General features: G+C 67.3%; 9 protein-coding genes and 1 riboswitch. Of the genes, 6 read left to right on the top strand and 3 right to left on the bottom strand.

Annotated features, from left to right (window positions below; translation table 11 throughout):
- Positions 1–74: 74 nt before the first annotated feature.
- Positions 75–245: riboswitch (M-box (ykoK) riboswitch) on the top strand.
- 300 nt (positions 246–545) lie between these two features.
- From TL10_RS31110 to TL10_RS00220, 3 genes are all read left to right on the top strand, one after another.
- Entirely contained in the window at positions 546–698 is a 153-nt protein-coding gene (locus TL10_RS31110) for a hypothetical protein (RefSeq protein WP_157850335.1), read from the top strand.
- A gap of 81 nt (positions 699–779) precedes the next feature.
- A complete protein-coding gene (locus TL10_RS00210; protein WP_234711333.1) occupies positions 780–2,540 on the top strand; it encodes an NRAMP family divalent metal transporter in 1,761 nt (586 codons plus the stop codon).
- Between the two features lie 497 nt (positions 2,541–3,037).
- Complete coding sequence (locus TL10_RS00220; protein ID WP_043983919.1) at positions 3,038–3,784, top strand: SDR family oxidoreductase; 747 nt, start codon at positions 3,038–3,040, stop codon at positions 3,782–3,784.
- A gap of 6 nt (positions 3,785–3,790) precedes the next feature.
- Here TL10_RS00220 and TL10_RS00225 read toward each other — a convergent pair whose 3' ends face one another.
- Both TL10_RS00225 and TL10_RS00230 read right to left on the bottom strand, forming a co-directional pair.
- Complete coding sequence (locus TL10_RS00225; protein ID WP_043983921.1) at positions 3,791–4,543, bottom strand: IclR family transcriptional regulator; 753 nt, start codon at positions 4,541–4,543, stop codon at positions 3,791–3,793.
- Complete coding sequence (locus TL10_RS00230; protein ID WP_043390594.1) at positions 4,540–5,997, bottom strand: APC family permease; 1,458 nt, start codon at positions 5,995–5,997, stop codon at positions 4,540–4,542. The genes TL10_RS00225 and TL10_RS00230 overlap by 4 nt, the downstream gene beginning before the upstream one ends.
- 254 nt (positions 5,998–6,251) lie before the next feature.
- Between TL10_RS00230 and TL10_RS00235 the strand changes: the two genes are divergently transcribed.
- The 3 genes from TL10_RS00235 (at position 6,252) to TL10_RS00245 (ending at position 11,272) form a co-directional block, all read left to right on the top strand.
- On the top strand, positions 6,252–7,751 hold the full coding sequence (locus TL10_RS00235) for an aldehyde dehydrogenase family protein (protein ID WP_043983923.1): 1,500 nt from the start codon (positions 6,252–6,254) through the stop codon (positions 7,749–7,751).
- A gap of 108 nt (positions 7,752–7,859) precedes the next feature.
- Positions 7,860–9,326 carry an APC family permease gene (locus tag TL10_RS00240; RefSeq protein WP_043983924.1) on the top strand — a complete coding sequence of 489 codons (1,467 nt, stop codon included), beginning with the start codon at positions 7,860–7,862 and terminating at the stop codon, positions 9,324–9,326.
- On the top strand, positions 9,323–11,272 hold the full coding sequence (locus TL10_RS00245) for a primary-amine oxidase (protein ID WP_043983925.1): 1,950 nt from the start codon (positions 9,323–9,325) through the stop codon (positions 11,270–11,272). The genes TL10_RS00240 and TL10_RS00245 overlap by 4 nt, the downstream gene beginning before the upstream one ends.
- 69 nt (positions 11,273–11,341) lie before the next feature.
- On the opposite strand, the gene TL10_RS00250 is transcribed toward TL10_RS00245, so the two are convergent.
- On the bottom strand, positions 11,342–12,481 hold the full coding sequence (locus TL10_RS00250; RefSeq protein ID WP_043983926.1) for an FAD-dependent monooxygenase: 1,140 nt from the start codon (positions 12,479–12,481) through the stop codon (positions 11,342–11,344).
- Positions 12,482–12,537: the final 56 nt, after the last annotated feature.

Raw genomic sequence — 12,537 nt, forward strand, 5'->3', positions numbered from 1 at the left:
TTTGCGTCTGCTCGCGGGAATGGCGACTCCGACTGAAGTTGACGGGCCCGTGCACCGGGGTTACCTTGGGTTGGTCAGCACCTCGCTAGGCGAGGCTCCTGAACGAACAGAAGCCACTGATCCGACGACGTCGAGAGACGCCCAGGGTCAGGACAGGTCTCCCCGGATTAAGGGGTTACCCAAAGTGGCTATCCGCTCGCGGATTACGTCGTTCAGTGCCGAAGCTCTGACGAGAGGGGTGTAAGTGGCGCCGAGTTTTATCGGGTTCTTGATGCCGAGTTCGGATGCTGCGTCCTCCCCTGCGTGTTGTCATGGATATGCGTGACACAACTGCCCCGACCGGGGCCTGGCAGCGAGGAGGTGAGGGGCGAATGAAACCTGGCGATGGTCCGAGTTCCAGTCCGGAGCGAAAACCCAACGTGAACAACTTCATTCAAGCTCTCCCGCAGCCCTGCCGACTCGTCATCGGGATGGTCGTCTGACAGACGGCGCCTGATTGATGCGCTCTGTTGGCCGTCGGGACTGACCCCGACAGGAGCCCTGTCATGACCGTATTTCGTATCACCTCAGTCCGTCGTATCGCCCGGATGGTGCACACCCGCACGCACCTGACTCCGCAGGAACGGCACAACCTTCAGATGTCGCAGACGCCGCTCGCGGTGATCTCGGCTTCCCTTGGGGCACACTCCGACTTCTGACCGTTCGGCCGCACGGTCCGCCCACCGATTTGGTGGGCGGACCCCTGCTGTGCCGCCATTCTCCCCGAGAGGAATCTCGCCATGGCTCTCTTCGCTCGCACGCCGCGACCCGCCGGTGGAACGCCTGTGACCCAACATGATTCACCCAGCACCGCAGTGCTCGATACCGCACACGTCGGCGATATCGTCGGCGCGCTCGGTACCATCCGCACCGACGAGACCACGACGGGTCGCAGCCGCTGGCAGCGGCTGAAGATGCTGCTGGTGGTGATGGGGCCCGGCCTCATCGTCATGGTCGGCGACAACGACGCCGGCGGTGTCGCCACCTACGCGCAGGCCGGCCAGAACTACGGCATGGCACTGATGTGGACACTGGCACTGCTGATCCCGGTGCTGTACGTCAACCAGGAGATGGTGGTCCGGCTCGGTGCAGTCGCCGGCGTGGGACACGCGCGGCTGATCTTCGCCCGGTTCGGCAAGTTCTGGGGTGCGTTCAGTGTCGGTGACCTGTTCATCGTGAACGCGCTGACGATCGTCACCGAATTCGTCGGTGTGTCACTGTCGTTGAACTACTTCGGGCTGCCCAAGTCGATCTCGGTGCCGCTCGCGGCGGTGCTGCTGTTCGCCGTGGTGGCCGGTGGATCGTTCCGCCGGTGGGAGCGTTTCATTTTCGCGCTGATCGCCATCAACATCGTGATCTTCCCGTTGGCGTTCATCGTGCACCCGTCGGCCGCGGACACCGCGCGTGGATTGGTCCCGTCGTTCCCCGGCGGCCTGAACTCGACGCTGTTGCTGCTGATCGTCGCGATCGTCGGCACCACCGTCGCGCCGTGGCAGCTGTTCTTCCAGCAGTCCAACATCGTCGACAAGCGGTTGACCCCCAAATGGATTCGCTACGAGCGGGTCGACCTGTGGATCGGCATCGTCGTGGTGATGGTGGGCGCGGTCGCGATCATGGCTGCCGCCGCGTTCGGGCTCGGTGGCACCGGCGCAGCCGGGAACTTCACCGACGCGGGCGACGTGGCAACGCAATTGGGCCAGCACGTGTCTCACACCGCGGGCGCGCTGTTCGCCATCCTGCTGCTCGACGCCTCGCTCATCGGGGCCAACGCCGTTGGACTGGCCACCACCTACGCACTCGGCGACACCTTGGGCAAGCGGCACTCGCTGCACTGGAAGGTCAGTGAGGCGCCCGCCTTCTACCTGGGCTACGCCGCGCTGCTCGCGGTGGCGGCGGCGGTGTCGTTCAGCCCGGATCACGTACTGGGTCTGCTGACTCAGGGCGTCCAGGCACTGGCCGGGGTGCTGCTGCCGTCGGCGACGGTGTTCCTGGTGCTGCTGTGCAACGACAAGGCCGTGCTGGGTCCGTGGGTCAACACGATGCGGCAGAACATCATGGCCGGCGTGATCGTCTGGGCGTTGGTGCTGCTGTCCTTGGCGCTGACGGCCGCGACGTTCTTCCCGAATCTGACTGCCGGACAACTTGAGTGGGGCTTCGGTGCCGGTGCGGCCGTCGGCGTGCTCGGTGGGGTGGCCATCGCCGGTGCGGGGCTGCGGTCGCGGCGCACGCAACGGAAGCAGGCCGCCGCGGCGGTCGCCGCCGAACTGGGTGGCCTGGACCCCGAGCAGGTGGAAGATCTGGACGAGCAGCCCGACGATCGCAAAGTCCGGAAGGCGCTGCGGAACCAGGAGCGGGACAGCTTCCGCACGCCCGCCCTGGACACCCTGGATCGGCCGGCCTGGTCGCCGCTGCGGGTGGCCGGCATGGTGGCACTGCGCGGCTACCTGCTGGTGGCGGTGGTGCTCGTCGGGGTGAAGGTCGCCGAGGCGATCAGCGGTTGACGCTGTCGAGGTGGGCTCGGTATCTGGGGAGCTGTGCCCACCTCGTTGCCCGCAGGTCAGAGCGAATCGCGTGCGGGACAGTGCGAGGTGTCGCCCTCGTTGCAGGTACAGAATTCTGAGTGCTGGCGCTCCGTTCCCAGGGCAGCAACCCCACCTGCCGCGTCACGTGCAGCCGAGACAATCGAGACAGCGCCGGCCACTGCGGTCAACAGCAACTCGATCTGGTTTGCCGACCGCAGGAAAACAACCAATTGATGCACTGTAAACAGTCGATTTACCATGCTGACCGTCCGATGAATTGCGTTGCTGTGCGTATCAAGATTCGTCCCCGAAGACTGTCGCACAGGACCGACGCGAGCGTCAATTCGGCAAACGGTGTGCCTCAGCTGGAGACGGCTGGTGCGGGATGTCGTTTCGCAACCTGCAGCAGGCTGTGCGACGTAGGCTGAGTACCCGGCTCTGGAGTCGGCGTGGCGACGACGAAAGGTGTTGGCACAGTGAAGGTGACAGTAATGGGGGCCAGCGGCCTCATCGGAACCCTACTGGTTGACCTCTTGACTCGGGAGGGCGAGGACGTGGTCGCGGCGTCACGGCGTTCCGGTGCCGACGTCTGCAGCGGCGCGGGCCTCGCCAAGGCGCTCGCGGGCGCCGACGCCCTGGTCGACGTCACCAACTCGCCGTCCTTCGAGGACAGCGAAGTGATGGATTTCTTCGTCGCATCGACCACCAATCTGGTGGCCGCGGCCCGGGCGGCCGGGGTGGGCCACTACGTCGCACTGTCGATCGTGGGAGTCGACGAGTTGCCGGACAGTGGCTACATGCGCGCCAAGGTCGCCCAGGAGCGGATCATCGCGTCGTCGGGCCTGCCGTACACGATCGTGCGGGCCACGCAGTTCCGCGAGTTCGCGCAGGCGATCGTCGAGTCGATGGTCGTCGAGGCCGCAACGGATGAGGGCGACGAGCATGATGTGCGGGTGCCGGATGCGCTGATCCAGCCGATCGCGGCCGACGAAGTGGCGGCCTTCCTCGCTGAGGTCGCGATAGAGCCACCGCGCAACCACGTGGTCAACATCGGTGGGCCCGAGAAGATCCCGTTCTCGCGGCTGGCTCGGGAAGTACTGGCCATCCATCACGACGATCAGCGGGTGGTGGTCGATCCGCAGGCGAAGTACTTCGGTACGACGCTGAAGAAGGACAGCCTGGTCACCGGGGATGGGGCGATGATCGCCTCGATTCCTTTCTGATCGGCGTCACGCCAGCAGCGGCGCCAATTGGGTTGCGTAGTCCTGCAATACCGGAATCTGGCGGTGCAGTAGCTGATCCTGTTCGGCCCGGCCGGACATCGCCACCGCGGCCACCAAGGTCGCGGTGGTGGACCGGACGGGTACCGCGACGCAGGCGAAGTCGGGTCGCAGCTCACCGGTCTGGGCCGCGTACCCACGCTCGCGGACCTCGGTGAGTTGTTCGGCCAGAGCCGATTTCGAAGTGATGGTGCGGTCGGTCAACGTCGCCGGCGCGGGTCCGAGCAGCGCGTCGGCATCGCGCTTCTCGGCGAGCAACAGCTTGCCGACCGCACTGGCATGCAGGTTCCGGTTCAGCACCGACTCGTCCGCCGGTGGCGGGTACTCGCCGTCGGCGTCGGCGAGGCGCACCGAGGTGTTGGTGAAGTAGAACAGGTGTACCCCGAAGCGCACCGACAGCCGCAGCTCGGCCAGTGTCTCGCGGGCCTTCGTGCACACGGCGGGGGAGACGGCGGCGTCGATCAGCAGGCCCATTCGCGGGCCCAGGGCGAACCCCGACAGGTCCGGTAGGCGCACGATATAGCCGTCGGCGACAAGGATATTCAGCAGCCGATAGGTGGTGGCGGACGGCATGGACAGGTGCTCGGCGATGTCCTTGGCGGTGACGCCGGTGCCGGCCAACGCGACCGCCTCGAGCACCTGCAGCGCGCTCTGTACGGCCTTGGGCTGACGGCCCGACAGCGCGCCGTCGGCGGGGCTCATCGGCGCACCTCCCACGGGTTGTAGTCGGCGAACACGTCGCCGGCGATGGTCTCGTCGAACACCCCGACCCGTTCGGCCAGATCGGGCACCCGACGGCGGCGCACCAGGAATGCCGCCAGACCCGCTGCCAGCAGAACGGAGTAGACCGCGGTGGCGATCCACACCGGCGACGCCACCGTCAGAGCGGCCCAGACGATGATGGCGATCATGGTGGCGGCGGTGGCCAGTCCGACGATCAGCGGGACGGTGGTGAGCTCGCCGATCCGGCGCAGAAATGCCGGAGTGGCAAGGCACACCAGCAGATACGCCACGATGTAGCCGTGCGCCGACACCGCCAGCAGCCCGACGAGGACGTCGCGGCTGGAGTCCGCGGCGAAAAGGTAGCCGACCGGCACCGCGACGATCACCGGCACCGCGACGCTGAGTGCGACGTGCGGCGTGCGGTACCGCCGGTGGGCATGGCCCATCGTCTCCGGCAGGAGGCCCTCGCGTCCCATCGCGAACAGCGTCCGCGACAACGCGGTGGTGGAACCGATCACGCATGCGATCCAGGACGCGGTGATGCCGATCTCCATGGCGACGGACAGCGCTCCGGCCAGGGTGTCGGCCGAGTCCGGCAGGGAGAGCACGATGGGTGTCGACCCGGTTCGGGTCTGGATGCTGCCGGTGGCCTGCAGGACGGCGGCGAAGGTGTACAGCGCACCGAGCGCCAGCGGCGTCCAGCGGATGGCGCGGGTCACGGTCACGAACGGGCGCTGGGCCTCGCGAGCTACGGTACTGGCGCTCTCGAACCCGACGTACGAGGTGATGGCGAGCAGGATGGCGAAGCCCAGGGCTGAATGCGGCGCATCGGCAACCGTTTTCGATGATGCGGCGCTGCCGGTGACTGCTCCGCCGAAGGCGATCATCAGGACTACGCCGGCCACCACGATGGCGAACAATTCGACGGCCAGCGAGATCCGCGCGGACAGTCTGATGCCCCGCACCATGAGGATCAGCGCGGCGCCGCCGACCAGTACGGTCAGGCCGGCGATGACGGGCTTGCCGGCCGGTACCCCCACCCGGCCCAGTAGCACCGCCATGTAACTGGCCGCGCCGAGCGCGCTGGCCATCGCCGCCGCTGCGTAGCCGATGACCAGCGACCAGCCGGCCGCGATGCCGGGCACCGGGCCGAGGCCCTTGACGGTGTAGCTGTACAGCCCGCTGACCGCGACCATCCGGGTGGAGAACTGGGTGATGCAGTAGCCGACCGCGGTCATCATGAGGGCGGTGAGGATGAACACCGCGATCGTGAGGTGCCCGGCCGCCGGTAGGACCAGCGCCGGCAGGGTGACCATCACCGCCGACGGGGCCACCGCCGACACCGACTGCCCGAGAACCTGGGTGAATGTCAGCTGTGCGCGCTGAAGCCCGGCGACCGGCGAGCGGCTCCGGATGGTGCGGGTGGGGCCCATTTGTCGGAAGGTAGCCGATCGCCGCCGACGCCGACAGCGTTGTCGGGTAAACATCCAAAATCTTCAAATGAGAATCTGCGCCGGGTCCAGCCCCGGGGGCGCCTACTCGTCGCCCCCAAATCGGCCCGAGCTGCGATTATCAACCGGCCCGAATGAGAATGGCGAAGCCATTTCAAATGAGAATCCGAGTAGCCGAAATACCCATTCGGAATTAGTGGTGACGCGCACCACATCGAGGCGTAAACATGATTTCCATGACAGCCACGCTCAGCGCCGATCTGGACCCGCGGACCGCCGATTTCCTTTCCCGTCCGCGGCAGATGTACGTCGACGGTCAGTGGGTCGAGTCGGTCTCCGGCCGGCGGTTCGACACCGTCGACCCCGCGACCGAGCAGGTCATCACGACGGTCCCGCACAGCGGCCCCGAGGACGTCGAGCGCGCGGTGCGGGCGGCCCGGCGAGCGTTCGAGGACGGCCCCTGGCCGACGATGACGCCGGCCGAACGCCAGCGGATGATCTGGCGGATCGCCGAGGGCATCCCCGCCCGGGCCGACCAGTTCGCGGAGCTGGAGAGCATCGACAACGGCAAGTCCGTCGCCGTCGCCAAAGCCGTCGACGTGACCTGGGCTGCGGAAATCTTCTACTACTACGCGGGCTGGGCCACCAAGATCGAGGGCCGCACCGTCCCGGTGTCGGTCCCGTGGGCTCCGGGCGGCAAGTTCCACGCGTTCACGCTGCGCGAGCCCGTCGGCGTCTGCGCCCAGATCACCCCGTGGAACTTCCCGCTGGTCATGGCCGCGTTCAAAGTCGCACCGGCCCTGGCCTGCGGGAACACCGTCATACTCAAGCCTGCTGAGCAGACCCCGCTGACCGCGCTGCTGCTTGCGGAGGTGATCGCCGAGGCCGGGGTCCCGGCCGGGGTGTTCAACCTGCTGACCGGCTTCGGTGACGTCGGAGCCGCCCTGTCCGCCCACAACGGCGTCGACAAGGTCGCCTTCACCGGATCGACCGAGGTCGGCAAGAAGATCGTCAACGCCGCCTCCGGCAACCTCAAGAAGGTCTCGCTGGAACTGGGTGGCAAGAGCCCGCAAGTGGTCTTCGCCGACGCCGATCTCGAGGCCGCGATTCCGGGCGTGGCCGGCGGATTCCTGTTCAACCACGGCCAGACCTGCACCGCGGGCACCCGGCTGCTGGTCGAGGACACCATCTTCGACGAGTTCACCCAGGGTGTCGCCGAGCACGCCGCCGGTCTGCGGATCGGGCCCGGCCTGGACCCCGCCAACGACATCGGGCCGCTGGTCTCGCGTGAGCAGCTCACCAAGGTCACCGGCTATCTCGACGACGGCATCGCGCAGGGTGCGCGCGCCCTGGCCGGCGGTGGCCGCCATGGCGACACCGGCTTCTACGTGCAGCCCACGCTGCTGGTCGACGTGAACCGTGACTTCAACGTCTACCAGGAAGAGATCTTCGGGCCGGTCGCCGTGGCCGTGCCGTTCAACCGCGACCGCGGGGTGCGGGAGGCGGCCAACGACACGCCCTACGGCCTGGCGGCCAGCGTGTGGACCCGCGACGTGTCGACCGCGCACCGGGTGGCGCAGCAGATCAAGGCCGGCACCGTGTGGGTCAACTGCCACAACGCGTTCGATACCGCCCTGCCATTCGGGGGATACAAACAGTCGGGCTGGGGTCGTGAACTCGGCGAGGGCGCCATCGCCGAATACACCCAGACGAAAGCCATCAACATCGCGCTGTGAATTCGCCGCTCAAATGAGAATTCGCCGAACCGGCAATTCTCATTTGAACTCACCGAAGCCTTACCGCACCGCAACCAATTCACATTCAATTCCAGCGAAGGTGCTGTCATGACAACTGACGCAGTTCTCGATGCCGGTCGAAGGACCGGCGCTCAGCCGAACCGATTGACGGGCCGGCTCGGTCCCGTGGCGATCGTGTTCATGGTCGTCGCCGCGGCCGCGCCGCTGACCGTCGTCGCCGGTACCTTCCCGATCGGTATCTCCGCCGGCAACGGGGCGGCCTACCCGGCGTCGTACGTGGTGTGCACCGCGGTCCTGCTGCTGTTCGCGGTCGGCTTCACCGCCATGGCCCGGCACATCACGGGCGCCGGCGCGTTCTATACCTACATCGCGCACGGCTTCGGCCGGCATGCCGGCCTCGGCGCCGCGTTCCTGGCGCTGCTGTCCTACACCGCCGTTCAGGTCGGTGTGTACGGCTACATCGGCGCGTCCATCAACGAGCTCATCACCGCCCACGGCGGGCCGTCGGTGCCCTGGTACCTCTATGCCCTGGTGATGATGGCGGTCACCGGGTTCCTCGGCTACCGGCACATCGAACTGTCGGGCAAGGTGCTGGGCGTCCTGCTGGTGTGCGAGGTCGGCATCGTCCTGGTGATCAACGCCGCCGTCATCGGACATGGCGGCGCCCAAGGACTTTCGGCGGCGGTGCTGCACCCCGACAACTTCTTCTCCGGCGCCCCGGGCATCGCGCTGATCTTCGCGCTGGCCGGCTACATCGGTTTCGAGGCCACCGCCGTGTTCCGCGACGAGGCTCGCGATCCGGTGCGCACCATCCCGCGGGCGACGTACGCCGCACTGCTGCTGATCGGTGGCTTCTACGCGCTGAGCAGTTGGGCGCTGGTCAGCGCCTGGGGTGACTCCGGTGCGGTGGACGAGGCGACGAAGAACCCCGCGACCATGCTCACCGAGACCGCGACCCACTACGTCGGCACAGTGGCCGGTGACCTGGTCCAGATCTTCTTGATCACCAGCCTTTTCGCGGCGCTGCTGTCCTTCCACAATGTGCTGGCCCGCTACATCTTCTCCCTCGGCAACACCCGGGCACTGCCCGAGCGGTGCGGCCGGTCGCACCCGCGTCACGACTCCCCGCACATCGCCTCGTTCGCCCAGACGCTCTCGGCGCTCGTGCTGGTCGTGGCGTCGGTCCTCGCCGGGCTGGAGCCGGTGACGCAGGTGTTCACCTGGTTCGTCGGCGCCGCCTCGGTGGGCATCGTGGTGCTGATGACGCTGACGTCCGCGGCCGTCGTCGTCTTCTTCCGCCGGACCCGCCTCGATACCCGGCCGTGGCACACCGTCATCGCGCCGAGCCTCGGATTTGTCGGGCTCGCGGCGCTGTCGGTGATGACCGCGGTGAACCTGCCGCTGCTGGTCGGCGGCTCCGGCACGATGGCCGCCATCCTCGGCGTCCTGCTGGTCGGCGCCTTCGTCGGCGGCATCGTGGTCGCGCTGATGCGGCCACGCGCTGGAGCTCAAGAGAACGAAAACCCTGATATCGCAAAGGAGATCGCACGATGACCGCCACCCTGGACAAGCCTGGCGCCCAGTCCGACACCACCACCCCCGACCACCCGCTCACTCCGCTGAGCGCCGACGAAATCCGCGAGGTACGTCGCATCGTCGGCGCACATGGCCTGCTCGGCGAGAGTGTCCGCTTCGTCTACGCCGCGCTGGAGGAACCTCACAAGGACGTGGTGCTGGCGTTCCGGCCCGGTGATCCGATCGAGCGACGAGCCCGAATCATGTTGCTGGACCGGGCAATCGGCAAGGGCACCGACGCGATCGTGTCGATCACCGACAACGCGGTGGTCTACGAGCACACCGTCGACCCCGTCACCGAAGGGCAGGTGCCGATCCTCGACGAGGAATTCGGCGACATCGAGGCGATGCTGCTGGACTGCGACGAGTGGGTCGCCGCGATCCGCAAGCGCGATCTGAACCCCGAGAAGGTGCGCGCAGTTCCGTTGTCGGCCGGCGCATTCGGCCATGCGGACGAGGTGGGCAAGCGCGTCGTGCGGGTGCTCGGTTTCTACCAGTACGACGACGCCGACCTGCCCTGGGGACATCCCATCGACGGGCTGCTGGCCACCATCGACGTGACGGCCAAGCACGTCTTGTCGGTCAACGATCACGATGACCTGCCGGTGCCGAGCGAGCGCTCCGAGTGGGACGCCGAGCCGCACGTGACGCCCACCCGCACCGATCTCAAGCCCATCGAGATCACCCAGCCCGAAGGCCCCAGCTTCACCGTCGACGGCAACAAGATCACCTGGGCCGACTGGTCTTTCCGGTTCGGCTTCGACATCCGCGAAGGCCTGACCCTGCACCAGCTGTCGATCAAGGACGGCGATAACGAGCGACCCCTGATCTACCGGGCGTCGGTCGCCGAGATGGTGGTGCCGTACGCCCACCCGTCACCGTCCCGCTACTGGATCAACTACTTCGACCAGGGCGAGTACATGTTCGGCCGCTACACCAATTCCCTTGAACTGGGCTGTGATTGCCTCGGCGAGATCAAGTACTTCGACGTCACCATCGCCGACGAGAACTGCGAACCCCGGGTGATCAAGAACGCGATCTGCCTGCACGAGGAGGACTACGGCGTGCTGTGGAAGCACGTCGACATCTTCAACGGCATGGCCGAGGTCCGCCGGCAGCGCCGCCTGGTCATCTCCTTCTTCCTGACCATCGGCAACTACGACTACGGCTTCTTCTGGTACCTGTACCTCGACGGCACCGTGCAGTTGGAGGTCAAGGCGACCGGCGTCGTGTTCGCCTCCGCCTACCGCGCGCCGGACCCGTTCGCCTCGGAACTCGCTCCCGGCCTGGGCGCCCCGTTCCATCAGCACCTGTTCTCGGCGCGCCTGGACATGTCCGTCGACGGGCACGCCAACACCGTCGAGGAGGTCGACGCCGTCGCCGCCCCGATGGGCCCGGATAACCCGTGGGGCAACGGATTCGTGCAGCAGAAGACCAAGCTGACCCACGAGCTGGAGGCCATGCGCCTGGCCGACAACCTCAAGGCCCGGGTCTGGCACATCACCAATCCCAACAAGCAGAACCGGTTGGGCCAGAATGTCGGCTACGCGCTCTATCCCGAGGGGCAGCCCACCCTGCTGGCCGACCCGTCGAGCTCGGTCGCCAAGCGCGCGGCATTCACCACCAAGCACCTGTGGGTGACGAAATACGATCCGGCGGAACGGTATCCGGCGGGCCACATCGTCAACCAGCACCCGGGCGGGGACGGGCTGCCGCGGTTCGTCGCGCAGGACCGAAACATCGAGAACGACGATGTCGTGCTGTGGCACACCTTCGGGTTGACGCACTTCCCGCGGCCCGAGGACTGGCCGATGATGCCGGTCGACTACGCGGGGTTCACCCTCAAGCCGGTCAGCTTCTTCGACCGCAACCCGGCGCTGAATGTGCCTGCGGGAAAGAAGAAGTCGCACTGCTGCAACGGCTGAGCGGAAGATAGGCCGCCGGGCCTGGTCACCCCCGAAGACCAGGCCCGGCTTTCCGCTGTCCGGGCGGGCTCAGCGGTTGGACAGCCCGGACAACCGCCACGCCAGCTGATTGCGCACGGCGGGGATCCGGCCGACCAGCCCGATCGCCAGGTTCCGGATGGGACGGACCGGCGCGGGCAGGGTGGCCAGCCGGGTCAGTCGGTCGGTGAGTGCCACCACTTGCTGGGCCAACGGGCGCCTGGCCGCGCTGTAGTCGTCGAGCACCGCATCGCGCCCCGTCGCCAAAACCGTTGCCAGGGACTCGCTCAACGCGATGGCGTCCTGAATGCCCAGATTCATGCCCTGGCCACCGGCGGGGCTGTGTACGTGCGCGGCGTCCCCGGCGAGCAGCACCCGCCCGGCGCGGTAACTGTCGGCGACCCGGTGGTGGACCCGGAACCGCGATCCCCATTCGACGTCGGTCACCGTCACCCGGCCCGGCCCGAAAGCGCGGGTGTCGAGCAGTTCCTGGACGAAGGCGGCGGACGGCTCTTCGGGCGCCGCGTCGACGGGCGCGACGATCCGGTAGGTGCCGCCGGGCAGGGGCGCGACGACCGTGAGTCCGGTGGCCGCCCAGAAGAGGATCACCTCGTCCGCGGTGACGTCGCCGGCCAGACGGACGTCGGCCAGGGCGAACGACTGCCCGTACTGCCCGCCGCTGAACCCGATCCCGGCCTGCTCCCGGACGACGCTGTGCATGCCGTCGGCGCCGATGAGATACCGCGCGCGGATCGTCTCGCCGTCATCGAACTGCGCGGTGACGCCGTGGGCGTCCTGGGTGACGCCGGTCAGGGTCTTGGGCCGGATGACCTTGCCGCCGAGTTCGGCCAGGCGGTCCAGCAGCACCCGCTCGGTGGTGCACTGCGGCACCATCAGGCTGTACGGATAGCGCGTCGGCAGCGCCCTGAAGTCGACCGGGATCAGGGTCTTGTGGCCATCGCGGATCGTGAACCGCGGCGCCTGAATACCCAGCTCAACCAGGCGTTCAGACACTTTCAACTCCTCGAGCACCTCCAGCGTGCGGGCATTGACCACTGCCGCACGCGAGGTGTTGGCGCCCTCCGCCAGACGGTCGACGACGACGGTGTCGACGTCGCGGGCCTGTAGTGCGGCGGCGAGGGCCAGTCCGGTAGGGCCGGCTCCGACGATCAGCACATCGGTGTCAGTCATCTGCGTCTCCTTCGACGTATGCCAACAGTTGTTGGCATAACCATGGTGGCGCGCCG

Origin of the sequence: Mycolicibacterium llatzerense, assembly GCF_000878195.1 — a bacterium.
GTDB lineage: Bacteria > Actinomycetota > Actinomycetes > Mycobacteriales > Mycobacteriaceae > Mycobacterium > Mycobacterium llatzerense.

What these genes read in the sequence shown, in the direction of transcription:
- TL10_RS31110 (WP_157850335.1), top strand. Translation starts at nt 546, where the DNA reads ATGACCGTATTTCGTATCACCTCAGTCCGTCGTATCGCCCGGATGGTG.
- TL10_RS00210 (WP_234711333.1), top strand. Translation starts at nt 780, where the DNA reads ATGGCTCTCTTCGCTCGCACGCCGCGACCCGCCGGTGGAACGCCTGTG.
- TL10_RS00225 (WP_043983921.1), bottom strand. Translation starts at nt 4,543, where the DNA reads ATGAGCCCCGCCGACGGCGCGCTGTCGGGCCGTCAGCCCAAGGCCGTA.
- TL10_RS00230 (WP_043390594.1), bottom strand. Translation starts at nt 5,997, where the DNA reads ATGGGCCCCACCCGCACCATCCGGAGCCGCTCGCCGGTCGCCGGGCTT.
- TL10_RS00235 (WP_043983923.1), top strand. Translation starts at nt 6,252, where the DNA reads ATGACAGCCACGCTCAGCGCCGATCTGGACCCGCGGACCGCCGATTTC.
- TL10_RS00240 (WP_043983924.1), top strand. Translation starts at nt 7,860, where the DNA reads ATGACAACTGACGCAGTTCTCGATGCCGGTCGAAGGACCGGCGCTCAG.
- TL10_RS00245 (WP_043983925.1), top strand. Translation starts at nt 9,323, where the DNA reads ATGACCGCCACCCTGGACAAGCCTGGCGCCCAGTCCGACACCACCACC.
- TL10_RS00250 (WP_043983926.1), bottom strand. Translation starts at nt 12,481, where the DNA reads ATGACTGACACCGATGTGCTGATCGTCGGAGCCGGCCCTACCGGACTG.